The sequence below is a fragment of the Streptomyces sp. NPDC059866 genome (assembly GCF_042731325.1).
Classification (GTDB): Bacteria; Actinomycetota; Actinomycetes; order Streptomycetales; family Streptomycetaceae; genus Streptomyces; species Streptomyces flavusporus.
Genome location: NZ_JBHWJT010000017.1, coordinates 57270 through 72619, shown reverse-complemented (window position 1 = coordinate 72619; position 15350 = coordinate 57270). Strand labels below are relative to the sequence as shown.

The following is a 15350-nucleotide window of genomic DNA, read 5'->3' as shown; positions in this document are numbered from 1 at the left end:
GGCACCGGTGGTCGGGGCAGTGGCGGTGGCCGCGTGAGCGGACCACGAGGGGCGGTCGCTGCGGCGGCCGCCCCCTTCCTACTCCAAGCCCGCCGCGTCGAGGAGCGCGGTCACCGTGGCGGTGGCCGGCCCGTCGTCCAGCGTCTCCACCCGGGCCTCGTACGACGGAAGCCGCCGCTCCAGGCTCGCGGCCAGCACCTCGTCCTTGCTGTCGAACAGCTGGTACATGGACCGCTTGGAGACACCGGCGGTCCGGCACAGCGCCTCGACGCCGATGGAGACGCCGTCGCGGTAGAAGAGCTCTGCCGCCGCGTCGAGCAACCGCTCCCGGGGGGACGCCTTGTCTGTCGTGGCCATACGGCGAGGCTACGGCGTCGCAGCGCCAGGGGAAACCAATCGGTGTATCGATGGAACCCCCGTGACAGCGTGGGTGAACAAGCGCTTAGATAGGTGCCTGGTTCCGATTCACCGCACCGCCGGAGGCCCGGTTGTTCACTTCCGTCGACGATGTCTCCGCACGCCTCGCCGAGACCGGCTATCTGGCCTCACCCGCGGTCGCCACGACCGTGTTCCTCGCCGACCGGCTCGGCAAGCCGCTCCTCGTGGAGGGTCCGGCGGGTGTCGGCAAGACGGAACTCGCCAAGGCCGTCGCACAGGTGGCCGGGGCCCGACTCGTGCGGCTCCAGTGCTACGAGGGGGTCGACGAGTCACGGGCGCTGTACGAGTGGAACCACGCCAAGCAGCTCCTGCGTATCACCGCCGGCCGCGACGAGACCTGGGACGAGACCCGCACGGACATCTTCAGCGAGGAGTTCCTGCTCGCCCGCCCGCTGTTGACCGCCATCCGGGGCGACGACCCCACGGTGCTGCTGATCGACGAGACCGACAAGGCGGACGTCGAGGTGGAGGGCCTGCTCCTGGAGGTGCTCAGCGACTTCCAGGTCACCGTCCCGGAGCTGGGCACGATCACCGCGACGCGCCGCCCCTTCGTCGTCCTCACCTCCAACGCGACCCGTGAGCTGTCCGAGGCGCTGCGCCGCCGCTGCCTGTTCCTCCACATCGGCTTCCCCGAGGAGGAGCTGGAACGGCGGATCGTCCGGCTGAAGGTCCCCGGGATCGACGCGGCGCTGACCGAGTCCGTGGTCCGGGTGGTCGGCGCCCTGCGCGCGATGGACCTGCGGAAGGCGCCGTCGGTCGCCGAGACCGTCGACTGGGCGCGCACCCTGCTCGCGCTCGGCGCCGACAGGCTCGACGAGAGCGTCGTACGGGACACCCTGGGCGTCCTCCTCAAGCATCAGGACGATGTCCTCAAGGCGGGGGCCAAGCTGGACCTGGACGCCGTATGACAACCGCGCCGTCGGATGTCGCGTCCCGGCTGACGGGTCTCGTCGCCGCGCTCCGTGCGCACGGCGTGCGGGTCGGCACCGGCGAGACCGTGGACGCGGCCCGGGCGGTGGAGGCCCTGGGGCTCGCCGACCGTGAGCTGCTGCGGGAGGGGCTGGCGGCGACGCTGCTGCACACCACGGGCCAACGGCAGGTGTTCGACCCGGTCTTCGACCTGTACTTCCCGCGCGGCGTCGGCGCACCCGAGGCCGGTACGGCGGACCGGGACGAACTGCGCGACCGGATTGCGGCAGCCCTCGCCGCGGGCGACACCGCGCTGCTGGGCCTGCTTGCGGCCGAGGCCGTCGACGGCTTCGGCGGATACGGGAGTGCACCGGCGTCCGACGGCTGGTCGTCGTACCAGACCCTCGACCGGATCCGCCCGCAGACGCTGCTCGCACGGGTCCGCGACAGCGTGCGGGCGCAGTCGGGCGATGCGGGCTTCACCGACCGGTTGCTGGAGGACGAGATCCGGCGGCGCATCGAGGCCTTCCGCGGGCAGGTGGCCGCGGAGGCACGGCGCCGGGTCGCCGAGCGGCGTGGCCGGGAGGAGATCGCCCGGCGGGCGGTGACGCCCACCGCCGACCGGGTCGACTTCCTGTATGCCGGGAGGGACCGGCTGGCCGAGCTGCGTCGGACCGTATCGCCACTCGCCCGCAAGCTCGCCACCCGCTTGGCCGCCCGCCGGCGCCGTGCCGCGCGGGGCAGCATCGACCTGCGGCGGACCCTGCGCGGATCGTTGTCGACGGGTGGGGTGCCGATGCGGCCGGTGCTGCGCCGGCGCCGTCCGGTCCGGCCCGAACTGGTGCTGCTGTGCGATGTGTCGGGCTCGGTGTCCGGCTTCTCGGACTTCACGATGCTGCTGGTGCAGGCGCTGCACGACCAGTTCAGCAAGCTGCGGGTGTTCGCGTTCGTCAACCGGATCGACGAGGTGACGGGGCTGTTGGTGCACGGCGCCGCCGACTCCGGGGGCCTCGGCGCCCGTATCCGCTCCGAGGCGAGGCTCACGGGCTGGCACGGCAGCAGCGACTACGGCGTCGCACTGGGCGAGTTCGCGGAACGGTACGGCGATGCGGTGGGCCCGCGGACGACCGTGTTCGTGCTCGGGGATGCCCGTACGAACATGAGCGATCCGAACCTGGCAGCCGTACGGCAGATCACCGAACGGGCCCGCCGCGTCTACTGGTTGAACCCCGAGCCACGCCCCCAGTGGGGCACCGGCGACTCCGCCGCCCCGGACTACGCCGACCTGGTCGAGATGCACGAGTGCCGCAATGCGCAGCAGCTCAGCACGCTGATCGCCCGCCTGCTGCCGGTCTGATCAGGCGGCGAGCTGGGGATACAGCGCCCCGAGGTCGGCCGACAGCCCCGCCTTGACCTGGCGTGAGATGTCGTCGGCCAGTACCTCGAACGCGCCGGACTCGATGCCGTCGAGGGCCTGGGCTGCCACGCTCTCGGGCGTTGACTTCGGCGCGTCGATCTCCGCGGTCAGGTCCGTGTCGACGTATCCGACGTGCAGACCGGTGACGTCGATGCCGCGCGGTGCGAGGTCGAGGCGCAGGGAGTTGGTCTGCGACCAGAAGGCGGCCTTGGAGGCGCTGCAGGAGCCGGCGAGGCCGATCCAGGACAGTACCGAGTGGACGTTGAGGATGTGGCCGCCGCCGTTGCGTTCCAGGACCGGGACGAAGGCACGGGTGACGAGGAGCGGCCCGTAGAAGTTGGTCTCGAACTCGCGGCGGACGTCCTCCACGGGCGAGTCGAGGAAGTTCGCGTTCACCGAGGCACCCGCGTTGTTGATCAGAATCGTGACGTCCTGCGCCTGTGCCGCGGCGGCCGCCACCGAGGCCGGGTCGCTCACCTCCAGAGCGAGCGGTACGGCGTCGGGGTGCGTGACCGTGCGGTTTCCCTCACGCAAGCGCGGCATCGTGTCAGGCGCAGACCCGCACACGACGGGCCTGCGCCGGTTCGCCTCCCGTTGGGTTCGGTCAGCTCTCCGAGGACTTCGCGTACTCCGTCGCCATGGCTCCCGCGAAGTCGTACGCCACGACCTGCTCGTCGCCCACGACCCAGGCGTCGTGTCCGGGCCCGCAGACGAAGACGTCGCCGGGGCCGACCTCGCCCTCGGCGCCGTCGTCCATGCGGATCCGCAGACGGCCCTGAACGATGTAGCCGTTGTGGTGGATCCGGCAGGTGTCGGTCCCCGCGATGGGGGCGACGGACTCCGACCAGCGCCAGCCCGGCTCGAAGGTGGCCACCGCGAAGTCGAGTCCCGTGAGGTGGACGGCTTCCAGGTGACCGCGCGGGAAGTCGCGCCGCTCGTCCGGCTTGTCGAGCGTCTTCACCTCGAACATGAAGGTCCTCCTTTCCGGCCGCGCCCGATGCGGCCGGGGCCGGTCTCCGTCTCCCGCTCCCGTGGGTCGTGAGCGGAACCGGCGGGGCCGAGCCCCTCCCCTCCATCGTCCGCCCGTACGGCCCCTGCCCGCCACGCCTGCCTCACTCGCCGCCCGCGCAGAGCCGCGCGAAGCGGTCGGCGTCGACGTTGCCACCGGAGACGATCACGCCGATCCGGCGTGGGAGCCTGTCCACCCGGCCTGCGAGCAGGGCGGCCAACGGGGTGGCGCCGCTCGGCTCGACGACGATCTTCAGCCGCTCGAAGGCGAAGCGCATCGCCATGCGGATCTCGTCGTCACTGACCAGCTCGATCCCGTCGACGAGCCGCCGGTTCACGGAGAAGGTCAGCTCACCGGGCGTGTGCAGCGCCTGCCCGTCGGCGATGGTGCGCGGCACCGGAATGGCGATCCGGTGGCCCGCCTCGAGGGACCGCTTGGTGTCGTCGCCGGCCTCCGGCTCGATGCCGATCACACGGATGCCGGGGTGCATTCCCTTGGCCACGGTGGAACTCCCGGCGATCAGCCCGCCGCCGCCGACCGGTGTGATCAGCGCGTCCAGCTCCCCCACTTCTTCGAGGAGTTCGAGTGCCGCAGTGCCCTGCCCGGCGATCACGTGGGGATGCTCGTACGGCGGGATGACGGTGAGACCCCGCTCGGCGGCCAGCGCTTCGGCGACGGCGACCCGGTCGCCGGTGTAGCGGTCGTACGTGACGATCTCGGCGCCGTAGCCGAGGGTGGCGTCCCGCTTGGCGGGCGGGGCGTCCTCGGGCATGACGATCACTGCGGTGGTGCCCAGTTCACGGGCGGCGAGAGCAACGGCCTGGGCGTGGTTGCCGGACGAGTAGGCGGCGATGCCGCGGGCCAGCTGTTCGGGCGTGAGCCGGGAGGCGGTGTTGTAGGCGCCGCGGAACTTGAAGGCGCCCACGCGCTGGAAGTTCTCGCACTTGAGGAAGACCTCGGCGCCGACGAGCGCGTCCAGGGTCCGGGAGCGCAGTACGGGCGTGCGGTGGGCGACGCCCTTGAGCCGGGCGGCGGCGTCCCGGACGTCGTCGAGCGTGACGGGCGGAGTGGTGGTCGTCACTGGTTGTCCCCCTTGGACGTCGGGTCGGTGGCGGCTCTGGCCTGGGAGAGGTAGCTGTAGGCGGAGGCACGGGAGATGCCGAGGCGGGCGGCGACCTGCTCGACCGCCCGGCGCACCGCGAACACGCCGTGCTCGTCCAGGCTGCGGAAGAACTCGAGGCGCTCGGCACGGTCGAGGCCGGCCCACGTCTGGTGCTGCCGCAGCTGGTGGGCGTCGAGGATGGCGTCGACGACCGAGTCGATGTCGTTGCCGAAGGTGGTGACCGGCGCCGGCCCCGGGTCGCCGCCGATGCCGGCGAGGGCGCCGAGCAGCGCGTGGGCCTGCCGGACCGCGCCGGCGTCCACGTTGACGCACAGGGCTCCGAACACCGCTCCCGCGGAGTCACGCAGCACCATCGTGGACGACTTGAGCAGCTGCCCGGCCCCGTTCCGCGTGACGTAGTTCAGCTCGTCGCGCGCCTCGTCGCCGCGGGCGAGCACCCGCATGCCGATCTCACTCATCGCCCCGCCCACCGCCCGCCCGGTGACCGAACCGGCGACGGCGACCACCGACTTCTCCGGCTGCCGGTAGTCGTGCAGCACGACCTCGCACACGGGCCCGAAGGTCGCCGCGATGCCATGAACCACCGGGACGAGGGCGCCGATGATCGCGTCCCGCTCGGCGTCCGGGTCGTGTTCCACCACACCACCCTCCCTTGGACTTAAAATCCAATACTGGACTCACAGTCTAACCCCAGCGTTCAGGAGGAGGGCAACGGCGATGGCCGGAAAACACCGTGGCTCGCGGGAGGCAAGCCCCCCAACCCCGCAGCATGAGCGGCAAGTTCGCCTAGGTTGGTGATCTGATCACCACCACCAAGCTGCAGGAGGCTCTGCCGTGTCGGACTCCAACCCCGAGATCATCGCTGCCGCGCAGACGCGTACCCGGATCGACACGTCCAAGCCGCATTCGGCCCGCTTCTGGAACTACTTCGTCGGCGGCAAGGACAACTACGAGGTCGACCGTGAGATCGGGGACCAGATCAAGGAGATCTTCCCCGGCCTCGTCGACGTGGCGGTCACGAGCCGGCACTTCCTGGGGCGGGCCGTCCGCTATCTGGCCGGAGAGCAGGGCGTCCGGCAGTTCCTGGACATAGGCACCGGGCTTCCGACCGCCGACAACACGCACGAGGTGGCGCAGCGCGTCGCCCCGGACTCCCGCATCGTGTACGTCGACAACGACCCCATCGTGCTGACCCACGCCCACGCCCTGCTCACGAGCACGCCCGAAGGCAGGACGGCCTATCTGGACGCCGACCTGTACGATCCCGAGGCCGTCCTCAAGGCTGCCGAGGGCACGCTCGACTTCTCCCGGCCGATCGCCCTGATGATCCTCAACACGCTGGGCCATGTCGCCGACTACGACCAGGCGCGCGACCTGGTGCGCCGGCTCATGGCGGGACTCCCGTCGGGAAGTCACCTGGTCATCAGCGACAGCACGGCCACCAGCGAAGGCATGATCGCCGCGTCGGAGGCGTACAACGCGAGCGGCGCAGTGCCGTACTACGTGCGCAGCGTCGAGGAGATCGCCGGCTACTTCGACGGGCTCGAACTGGTGGAGCCCGGCGTCGTCCCGGTCCCCGAGTGGCGCCCGGACTCCTCGTCCCCGGCCCAGCCCGTCGACGCGTACTGCGGGGTGGGACGCCGGCTCTAGGCCCTAGGGGCCCGGCCTCGCCGCGTCAGGATCCGGATTCAGCCATGTTCGCGGTGCCGCGCCCCGTCGGCGTCCCGTCGGTCAGGTCGTGTCGGAGCGCAGGCGGTGGCCCGCCATCGGCGGAAACACCGAGGTGCGCAGACTCGGCCTGGCCGAGCTGATCGACTTGCCGGACCCTCTCGGATTGTCCAGGCTGCTGCTTGTCGGCCACCGAGTCGCCGGCGAGGTATGACGCGCACTCACCCGGAATTGAGGCGCCATGAAGCATATGGAAACCGAGGCGCGGTCGGCCGGTCAGTCGTCGCCTGATGTCTCTCGGGTTGATATCACTCTCACTGTCAACGGCGCAGCTCATCGGCTGGAGATCGATGCGCGTGTGACGCTGCTCGACGCGCTGCGTGACCATCTGGGTCTGACGGGGGCCAAGAAGGGGTGTGACCAGGGCGCGTGCGGGGCCTGCACGGTGTTGGTGGACGGCAAGCGTGTGGTGTCGTGTCTGGCGCTGGCCGCGCAGTACGAGGGGCGTGAGATCACCACGGTGGAATCGCTGTCGGCCGGCGGGGGGCTGCATCCCGTGCAGGAGGCGTTCGCCCGGCATGACGCGTTCCAGTGCGGCTACTGCACGCCGGGGCAGATCATGTCGGCGGTCGCGCTGATCGCCGAGGGACGCGCGAACTCGGAGGAAGAGATCCGTGAGTTCATGAGCGGCAACATCTGCCGCTGTGGCGCCTATCCGAACATTCGCGCGGCGATCCGCGACGTTGCGGCGGGGGGTTGATCCATGCGTCCCTTCGACTACGTGCGGGCCACCGACACCGAGCAGGCTGTCGCCGTGGTCAGCGCCGATCCGCACGCGTCGTTCCTGGCCGGCGGCACGACGCAGCTGGACCTGATGAAGGACGGGGTCCTCGGACCGGAGCGGCTCATCGACATCACCCGCCTGCCCCTGGGCGGCATCACGCACACCGACACGACCGTCCGGGTCGGGGCTCTCACGACGATGGAGGAGCTCGCCGCCGATCCCGTCGTGGGAGAGCGGCTGCCCTTCGTACGAGAAGCTCTTCTGCTCGGCGCCTCGACCCAGCTGCGCAACATGGCCACCCTCGGCGGCAACCTGCTGCAGCGAGCCCGGTGCCGCTACTTCAGAGACCCCACCGTCGCCGCCTGCAACAAGCGCAACCCCGGCTCCGGGTGTGCCGCCATCACGGGCATCCACCGCATGCACGCCATCCTCGGCACCAGCGACCACTGCATCGCCCTGCACGCCTCGGACGTCGCGGTTCCGCTGGTGGCGCTGGACGCCGTCGTCCACGTCCGGGGCGCGAACGGTGCCCGGCCGATCCCCCTGACCCAGTTCTATCTCCCGCCGGGCGACACACCCCACATCGAGAACGTGCTGCAGCACGGCGAGCTGATCACCGCGCTGGAGATCCCCCTGCTGCCCGGGACCGCACGGTCGCACTACCTGAAGGTCCGCGACCGTGTCTCCTACGAGTTCGCGCTGACCTCGGCCGGCGTGGCTCTCGTGACCGAGGACGGTCTCGTGCGGGAGGCGCGCGTGGCGCTGGGCGGGGTCGGCACCGTCCCCTGGCGATGCTGGGACGCGGAGGACGTCCTGCGCGGCGCCCGGGCGGGTGCCGATGTCTTCCGCGCGGCGGCGGAGGCGGCGCTGGAGGGTGCCCGGCCGCTGCCCGGCACCGCGTTCAAGGTGGAGTTGGCCAAGCGCACCCTCGTGCGCACGCTCGAGACCGTTGCAGGAGCAGCGTCATGACCACACTCGAAACCGGCACGGTCGTCGGTGCGGGCCTGGACCGCGTGGACGCTCCGCTGAAGGTGACCGGATCGGCTCAGTACCCCAACGACTTCTCCCTCACCGGTATGGTGCACGCCGCCTTGGTGGGCAGCACCATCGCCGCGGGGCGCATCCGCGGCATCGATGTGACCCGGGCCTGGGCGGCGCCGGGCGTGCTGGCCGTCGTGACGCATCTGAACGCGCCGAAGCTGGAACGCGGCCCGATGACCCTGCTGGGCGGCTCGCCTCCGGCTCCGCTGCAGGACGACCGCATCCTGCACTACGGGCAGCACATCGGCATCGTGGTGGCCGAGAGCGCCGAGCAGGCCCGGCACGCCGCACGGCTGGTACGCGTCGAGTACGAGCCGGCCGAGGCCCTGCTCGACGTGAACGATCCCCGCGCCGAGACCGTCGAGAACCCCTGGGGGCTGGACACCGAGCGCGGTGACGTCACCGCCGGATTCGCCCGGGCGGACGTCGTCGTCGACGAGGCCTACACCACCCCCGACAACACCAACAACCCGCTCGGCCTGATGGCCACCGTCGCCTCCTGGCACGGCGATTCGCTCACGGTCCACGACTCCACGCAGTGGCCGCACAACGTGCGCACCTCGCTCGCCGGCATCTTCAAGGTCCCCGAGAGCGGCGTCCGGGTCCTGGCCCCCTTCGTCGGCGGCGGCTTCGGTGCCGGGCTGCGGGTCTGGTCCCACGTCGTCCTCACGGTGCTGGCCGCCCGCGAGGTCGGGCGCCCCGTCAAACTGGTGCTGACCCGGCCGGAGATGTTCACCTCCGTGGGGCACCGGCCCAACAGCGTCCAGCAGATCAAGATCGGCGCCACCCGGGACGGGGACCTCGTGGCCATCGAGCACCACGGCATCTCGTCGGTGGCGATGGAGGACGACGACTACGAACCGGTCTCCTACTGTTCGGCCGTCTCCTACGCCTGCCCCAACGTGCTGACCCGCGACCGGCAGGCCCGGCTGAACATTCCCTGCCCGGGCTCGATGCGCGCACCGGCCGAGGGGCAGGGCAACTTCGCCCTGGAGTCCGCGATCGACGAAGTCGCCCACGCCATCGGCATGGACCCCCTGGAGATCCGGCTGCGCAACTACGCCGAGGAGCACCCGGTCCTCGGCCTGCCCTGGTCGAGCAAGGCGCTCCGGGAGTGCTTCGTGGAGGGCGCCGAGCGGTTCGGCTGGTCGCGGCGCACCCCGGAACCCGGCTCCATGCGCGACGGCCGCTGGCTCGTCGGCTACGGCCTGGCCGGCGTCTCCTACCCGTTCTACCAAGTGCCGTGCCAGGCCCGTGCCTCGGTGCGCCACGACGGCTCGGCATACGTGCGCAGCGCCGCCACCGACATCGGAACCGGCACCTACACGGTCATGACCCAACTGGCGGCCGAGCTCCTCGGCGTCGACATCGCCCGGGTGCGGTTCGACCTCGGCGACTCCGACATGCCGTACGCGCCCCAGGCCGGCGGCTCCGGCCTCACCGGCGCCCTCGGCACCGCCGTCCACACGGCCTGCCGGCGCCTGGTGCAGGAGTTCCTCGACGTCGTGCGCGAGGACACCGGATCCCCGCTGCGCGGAGCCGCGCTCGACGACGTGACCGTCACCGACGGGCGCATCCACCGCATCGGAGATCCCGCACAGGGTGAGACCTACACGGAGATCCTGACCCGGCACGGCCTCGAGGAGCTCAGCGCCGACGGCAGGAGTACTCCCCCGCAGGCCGAGGAGCTGGGCATGGCGCCCTCCGGTGCCTTCGGGGCCAAGTTCGTCGAGGTGCGCCTCGACCCCGAACTGGGCCTGCTGCGGGTGGCACGGGTCGTCTCCGCGATCGACGGCGGGCGCATCCTCAACGAGAAGACCGCCACCAGCCAGATCATCGGCGGCACGGTCGGCGGCATCAGCCAGGCGATGTTCGAGGAGACGGCCACCGACCAGGTCACCGGCCGCATCGCCAACGCAACCTTCGGGGACTACCTGATGCCGGTGAACGCCGACATCCCCGACATGGAGGTGCTCTTCGTCGGCGGACCCGACCGGGCAACCGCGGTGGGGACCAAGGGAGTCGGCGAAGTCGGCCTGGTCGGGCTGGCAGCGGCCATCGGCAACGCCGTCTTCCACGCCACCGGCCGCCGCATCCGCTCCCTCCCGATCACCATCGACCGACTCATGCTGTGAGGTCTGACGGGCCGGTCAGGCCGCGGCGATGTCGATCAGCTTGTCCTGGAACCTCCTGGCGGTGAGGGCCTTCATCGCCCGCTTGCCGACCGGATTGCCGAGCAGGTTCTGCGTGAGGGTACGGGTCGCCTTGTCCCGGGGCGTCTGGGGAACGAACATCACCAGGTCCTTGCGGCCGATCTTCTGGTGGGTGGCCATGAAGGGCCGTAGCTTCTGCTCCCACTCGCGCAGTGCCCGGGCGGGGTTGCCGGGGTTGCGCTGCAGGCTGGTGCCGAGCAGGTCGGCGCCGGCCAGGGCGGTGGAGGCGCCCATGCCGGAGTAGAGGGTCAGGCACCAGGCCGAGTCGCCGAGGAGGACGACGCGGTCGGTGTGCCAGGTGGGCATCAGGACCTGGTGCGTGGAGTCGAAGAGGAAGTCATCGGCCTCCTCGAACTGCTGGAGGAGGTTCTCCAGCACGGCTTCGGTCGGTTCGGGACCGAAGGCGCGGCGCAGTGACTCGATGGGCGGGCGCCGGAACTCGGCGTCCTCGTCGTCGGTGCGGTAGTTGAACAGCACGGTCGGCTGGTGGTCGGCGAACGGGAAGACCCAGGCGGAGCGGCCCGGCTCGGCGAGGACGAGGCCGTCGGTGGGCCGGTACCCGGGTACGGGGCTCTTGAGGACCGTGGCGCCGATGATGTGGTGGAGGGGCTGGAGGCAGTCGGTGTCCGGACCGAAGGCCAGGCGGCGCACCGTGGAGCGCAGGCCGTCGGCCCCCACGACGAGGTCGAACCGCTCGGTGGTGTCGACGGTGGCGCCCGCTGTCGTACGCAGCGTGACGTCCACGCCCGCGGGGCCCTCGTCGATGGCCAGCGGTGTCGTGGCGAAGCGCATCTCGGTCAGAGGCTCGACGGCGTCGTAGAGGGCGGCCTCGATGTCGCCCCGGAGGACCAGGTGGGGGAACCGGGCAGGTCGCCGTAGCCCAGGCCCGGCTGGCGACGGCGACCTTCCCGGTCGATGTCGTAGGTCGTGCTCGTGGCGTCGTACCGGTTGCCGATCGCGTCGAGCACGCCGAGCCGCTGCGCGGCGGCGCGGCCGGTGCCGAAGAGCCCGATGAAGTATCCGGAGGAACGGCGTTCGGGGGCGCGTTCGACGAGCAGGGTGTCCAGCCGATGTCGTGCAGGCGCAGTGCCGTGGCCAGGCCTCCGATGCCCATGCCCACGACGAGGGCGCGCGGCTTGTTCATGTCGGTCCTCTCCTGTGGATGCCGAGGCCACCATTATTGACCACAAAAATGCTATCGGTCAAAAACAGGCAGAGGCGGCTACCATGCAGACAGGCGAGAGGAGAGACGGCGTGGCACGTCCGGCACAGGACCGAACGGAAGCGATCCTGGCTGCGGCCAGGACACAGTTCCGGGAGACCGGCGCGGAGCGCACGACGGTCGACGACATCGCGGCTCGCGCCGGCGTCGGCAAGGGGACGGTCTTCCTCTACTGGCCGTCCAAGACACGCCTACGGGACGCCGTTCTCCAGCTCGAGCTCGCCGGGCACTTCGCCGCACTCGCGGACGACCTCCGCGACGATCCGTCCCTCCTGCGTCTGGGCACCGTCATCCGGCGTGAGATCGCGGCCGGCCTGGACAACCCGGACATGGCCCCGCTGATGGCCGACCGGCCCCTTGGGCCGCCCGGCCGCTTCGAGTCGCCGACCCGGGCGCTGTACAGGATTCTGGCCGTCATGCGCGCCCACCACCTGGTCCGCGAGGTGGCCGACGACGAGATCGTCATGGGGATCGAGGCAGTCCTGGGCGGTGCACTCGCGAGGGGCTTCGCCGATCCCGACGGGCGAGACCTGCTCCTGGACGCCGTGGAGCGCCTCGTGTCCTCCAGCTATGACCGCGAGGACGTCGACCAGGGTGCCGTCGAGGCGGCGGTCCCCGACGTGGTCGACGCGCTGGAAGACGGCATCGACCAACTGGTCGCCGCCGCCGCGCCCGACCGACCGACCACAGCCCGGCTCAGACCCCGACAGCGCCCGGCCACCACCCGAACCTGACACCGGCCACCGCCGGTCACCGCGCCGTCGTGCGAGTGTCTCCTCGGTGTGGCGGCCGGTTCAGCGGCGTGCGAGTTGCCGCTCGCCTTTGGTGCCGGGGCGGTAGGCCATCCCGTAGTGCTGGAAGATCGCTGGTTCGTCCTCGGCGGGCAGTACGCCGTCCGTGTCGATGGACGGAGCTTTCCGTACCTGCCCCTTGGAGTACGCGACCTTGAGGTAGTCCGGGCCGACGATCGCCTCGTCGAGGGGGACGAACACAAGGCGCTGGCGAGTGGGCAGCCCCGTCCGGACAGTGGCCATGGCCGGTTCGTCGGTGGTGGTGTCCACGTAGACCGCTTCCAACGCGCCGATCTTGCGTCCCTTCGGGTCGACGACATCGTGGTCGCACCATTCACGGATGTCGGCTGACTGAATCATGCGTTCCGCTCCCTGGACAGACCGTGGTCGCAGTGGCCGCCCACGGCGGCAAGAGCGGCTTGCGAGCCCCGGACGGTCACCCTGCGCTCTCCAGCCTGCCCCGGTGCACCGTCGGCTGCCACGCGGCAGCCGCGCACAGCACCTCCGCTCTGGCCCGCCGTATGGCCTGCAGGACCGAGATGTCCGGGGTGACGGTCACTGTGGTGTCCGTCCGGCGCAGCTCCACCTGGAAGGGGGTCCGGCGCACGGGCGCGGACTGTGTCCAGCCGCACCCGGCACATCGCAACCCGGGCCCGCCGATGGCGCACGCGGCACGAACGAGATCAGATCCGAATCCTCGGCACCCGCCGGTGTCAGAACAGAAGTCGCGGAACGGCAGGGCGTCGTAGAAGCGGTGATCTGTGGGGAGAGTCCGGGAAGCACGGCCCAGCAGTTCCGCACGTACTGCCTCGATGTCACGGACGATCAGGTACAGCCCCTGAGCGGATCCATTTGTGGCATCCACTTTCAGGGACTGGGCGCCGGGACGCATGCGCGTCACCGGTTGAGCTGGCGGCGAGCACGCCAGTGCTATCGTCACCTGTCAAAAAGGTGACGGCGTGAGTGCGTGGCGATGCGCAGCAGGAACGGCGGAGGAAGGTGGGGAAAGGCGTCGGCCTGCGGAACGGAACACATCCAGGACCGCTCATGTGACCGGCAACCCCAGGGCCGATCATGTGACCATGACTTCCGCAAGCGACGTTCCGCGACCCGTCTCACTCGGCACCTGGCCCACCCCCCTGGAGCCCATACCCCGGCTCGCCCAGGCACTGGGCCTCGGCGCGGACGCCCTCTGGATCAAACGCGACGACCTCACCGGCACGGGTGGCGGCGGCAACAAGATTCGCAAGTTGGAGTGGCTGTGCGGGGCGGCACTCGCCGAGGGGGCCACACACCTCGTGACGACCGGCGCGCCGCAGAGCAACCACGCACGGCTGACCGCGGCCACGGGCGCCCGCCTCGGACTGGAGACCGTCCTGGTCCTCGCGGGCTCACCGGGTGGGCCGGCCCAGGGTAACCTCACCCTCGACGCGCTGTTGGGTGCCACCGTCGTCTGGGCCGGCGACGTTCACGGCCAGGCCCTCACGGCCGCGGCCGAGGAAGTGGCCGCCCGATTGAGGGCGGACGGCGCCGTACCGGCGTTGATTCCCTTCGGTGGCTCCAGCGCGCTCGGCGCACGCGGCTACGCCGCCTGCGGACGCGAACTCCTCACTCAGGCCCCCGACGTGGACACGGTGGTCGTCGCGCTCGGGTCCGGCGGCACCATGGCCGGCCTCGTCGACGCGCTCGGCCCCGAGCGGGTCCTCGGCGTCCACTGCGGTGCCGTGCCGGATCCGGCCACCACCGTGTCCGCCTTCGCCTCCGCCCTGTCCGGCACACCGCACGCGCTGAGCTCGCTGCGGCTGCGGCTCGACCAGGTCGGCGAGGGCTACGGAGTTCTGACGGGCCGCGTCATGGCCGCCATGAACCTCACGGCTCGGACGGAGGGCATCGTGCTCGACCCCGTCTACACCGGCCGGGCGATGGCGGGCCTGATCGCAGCTGTGGAGGACGGAGACATCGCTCCCGACCGTCGCACCGTCTTCCTGCACACGGGCGGCCTCCCCGGCCTGTTCGGCCACACAGCCGCAGTCGCGGCCGCCGCCGCGGACCTCGGCACGAGGAGTCGCACTTTCTGAGACTGGTGAAGCGGCGCCGGCAGACCGGCCCGATCATGCTCTTGGTCCAGTGGGGTCGACGTGATCGGAACCGTCCAGGCGCAGTTCCGCGTCACCGCTGGCGTTCGGGAACGATCAGTGAGACCGATTGCCCGGCTGTGGCGGGCCCTGTCAGTGGCGCGGCGTCGAGCAGGTCGGCTGCAGCGGCGCGGGCGGTCGTGGCGGCAGAGGGGTCACGGTCCATCCGCGCGGACTGTTCCGCCCCGTCGTACAGCAGGTGGAGCCGGCGAGCCAGTTCCTCGGGCCCGGCGTACCCGGACGCGGTGGCCAGTTCGGTGAACAAGCCCCGCACCCAGGCACGGTAGTTATCCGTGGCGCGGCGCACCACACTGTCCTCCGGCGCCTCGGCAGTGGCCCGCACGAACGCGCAACCGTTGTACCCGGGTTCGGTGAACGCCTCGCCCAGCGCGTCGAACACGCCGAGCATCTGCTCGCGCGGGGTACGGAACCAAGTCAGCGTCCGGGTGATCCGGTTACGGCTGCGCTCGTGGCGGAACTCCAGGTAGGGCGGGCATGGCGAGGAGGCCATTCCCGCCTGCCGCGACCAGTGATACTCCGCAATTAGTGGCACTTGGGCGCGGGGTTCGCCCGGGACCACCGACGAGGTCGGTGACGGAC

The 15350-nt window shown here is 70.9% G+C and carries 16 protein-coding genes and 2 pseudogenes; 8 read left to right on the top strand and 10 right to left on the bottom strand.

Annotation, left to right across the window (positions count from 1 at the left end):
* Window positions 1-129: 129 nt before the first annotated feature.
* A pseudogene (locus tag ACFV7R_RS25960) lies at window positions 130-357 on the bottom strand (TetR/AcrR family transcriptional regulator); the annotation flags it as partial.
* 131 nt (window positions 358-488) lie between these two features.
* On the opposite strand from ACFV7R_RS25960, the gene ACFV7R_RS25955 reads away from it, so the two are divergent.
* Both ACFV7R_RS25955 and ACFV7R_RS25950 read left to right on the top strand, forming a co-directional pair.
* Window positions 489-1346, top strand: coding sequence for an AAA family ATPase (locus tag ACFV7R_RS25955; protein ID WP_385267515.1), 858 nt, complete (start codon window positions 489-491; stop codon window positions 1344-1346).
* Complete coding sequence (locus ACFV7R_RS25950; protein WP_385267512.1) at window positions 1343-2704, top strand: VWA domain-containing protein; 1362 nt, start codon at window positions 1343-1345, stop codon at window positions 2702-2704. Before ACFV7R_RS25955 ends, ACFV7R_RS25950 begins: the two co-directional genes overlap by 4 nt.
* Here ACFV7R_RS25950 and ACFV7R_RS25945 read toward each other — a convergent pair.
* The 4 genes and pseudogenes from ACFV7R_RS25945 to ACFV7R_RS25930 all read right to left on the bottom strand — a co-directional run.
* Window positions 2705-3283, bottom strand: a pseudogene (locus tag ACFV7R_RS25945) (SDR family oxidoreductase); the annotation flags it as partial.
* An 85-nt stretch (window positions 3284-3368) separates the two neighbouring features.
* Window positions 3369-3734, bottom strand: coding sequence for a cupin domain-containing protein (locus ACFV7R_RS25940; protein WP_385267509.1), 366 nt, complete (start codon window positions 3732-3734; stop codon window positions 3369-3371).
* Between the two features lie 142 nt (window positions 3735-3876).
* On the bottom strand, window positions 3877-4854 hold the full coding sequence (locus tag ACFV7R_RS25935; RefSeq protein ID WP_385267507.1) for a pyridoxal-phosphate dependent enzyme: 978 nt from the start codon (window positions 4852-4854) through the stop codon (window positions 3877-3879).
* Window positions 4851-5537, bottom strand: coding sequence for a transcriptional regulator (locus tag ACFV7R_RS25930; protein WP_385267504.1), 687 nt, complete (start codon window positions 5535-5537; stop codon window positions 4851-4853). Before ACFV7R_RS25930 ends, ACFV7R_RS25935 begins: the two co-directional genes overlap by 4 nt.
* A gap of 193 nt (window positions 5538-5730) precedes the next feature.
* Between ACFV7R_RS25930 and ACFV7R_RS25925 the strand changes: the two genes are divergently transcribed.
* From ACFV7R_RS25925 to ACFV7R_RS25910, 4 genes are all read left to right on the top strand, one after another.
* Entirely contained in the window at window positions 5731-6546 is an 816-nt protein-coding gene (locus ACFV7R_RS25925; protein WP_385267501.1) for an SAM-dependent methyltransferase, read from the top strand.
* Between the two features lie 259 nt (window positions 6547-6805).
* Window positions 6806-7324 (top strand): (2Fe-2S)-binding protein, encoded by a 519-nt coding sequence (locus ACFV7R_RS25920; RefSeq protein WP_385267500.1) that lies wholly within the window; start codon window positions 6806-6808, stop codon window positions 7322-7324.
* A gap of 3 nt (window positions 7325-7327) precedes the next feature.
* Entirely contained in the window at window positions 7328-8317 is a 990-nt protein-coding gene (locus ACFV7R_RS25915; RefSeq protein ID WP_385267499.1) for an FAD binding domain-containing protein, read from the top strand.
* The gene (locus ACFV7R_RS25910) at window positions 8314-10524 is read left to right on the top strand and encodes a xanthine dehydrogenase family protein molybdopterin-binding subunit (protein ID WP_385267497.1); all 2211 of its coding nucleotides are present in this window, start codon (window positions 8314-8316) and stop codon (window positions 10522-10524) included. The genes ACFV7R_RS25915 and ACFV7R_RS25910 overlap by 4 nt, the downstream gene beginning before the upstream one ends.
* 15 nt (window positions 10525-10539) lie before the next feature.
* Here the strand turns inward: ACFV7R_RS25910 and ACFV7R_RS25905 are convergent, their stop codons facing one another.
* Together ACFV7R_RS25905 and ACFV7R_RS25900 are read right to left on the bottom strand one after the other, a co-directional pair.
* On the bottom strand, window positions 10540-11403 hold the full coding sequence (locus ACFV7R_RS25905) for an FAD-dependent monooxygenase (protein WP_385267786.1): 864 nt from the start codon (window positions 11401-11403) through the stop codon (window positions 10540-10542).
* The gene (locus ACFV7R_RS25900; protein WP_385267494.1) at window positions 11400-11570 is read right to left on the bottom strand and encodes a hypothetical protein; all 171 of its coding nucleotides are present in this window, start codon (window positions 11568-11570) and stop codon (window positions 11400-11402) included. The genes ACFV7R_RS25905 and ACFV7R_RS25900 overlap by 4 nt, the downstream gene beginning before the upstream one ends.
* Window positions 11571-11856: 286 nt before the next feature.
* Between ACFV7R_RS25900 and ACFV7R_RS25895 the strand changes: the two genes are divergently transcribed.
* Complete coding sequence (locus ACFV7R_RS25895; RefSeq protein WP_385267492.1) at window positions 11857-12558, top strand: TetR/AcrR family transcriptional regulator; 702 nt, start codon at window positions 11857-11859, stop codon at window positions 12556-12558.
* Between the two features lie 60 nt (window positions 12559-12618).
* Here the strand turns inward: ACFV7R_RS25895 and ACFV7R_RS25890 are convergent, their stop codons facing one another.
* The gene (locus ACFV7R_RS25890; protein ID WP_385267489.1) at window positions 12619-12975 is read right to left on the bottom strand and encodes a PRC-barrel domain-containing protein; all 357 of its coding nucleotides are present in this window, start codon (window positions 12973-12975) and stop codon (window positions 12619-12621) included.
* Between the two features lie 76 nt (window positions 12976-13051).
* Window positions 13052-13222 (bottom strand): hypothetical protein, encoded by a 171-nt coding sequence (locus tag ACFV7R_RS25885; protein ID WP_385267487.1) that lies wholly within the window; start codon window positions 13220-13222, stop codon window positions 13052-13054.
* 475 nt (window positions 13223-13697) lie between these two features.
* Between ACFV7R_RS25885 and ACFV7R_RS25880 the strand changes: the two genes are divergently transcribed.
* Complete coding sequence (locus ACFV7R_RS25880) at window positions 13698-14693, top strand: D-cysteine desulfhydrase family protein (RefSeq protein WP_385267484.1); 996 nt, start codon at window positions 13698-13700, stop codon at window positions 14691-14693.
* A 91-nt stretch (window positions 14694-14784) separates the two neighbouring features.
* On the opposite strand, the gene ACFV7R_RS25875 is transcribed toward ACFV7R_RS25880, so the two are convergent.
* Window positions 14785-15261 carry a TetR/AcrR family transcriptional regulator gene (locus ACFV7R_RS25875; protein WP_385267481.1) on the bottom strand — a complete coding sequence of 159 codons (477 nt, stop codon included), beginning with the start codon at window positions 15259-15261 and terminating at the stop codon, window positions 14785-14787.
* Window positions 15262-15350: the final 89 nt, after the last annotated feature.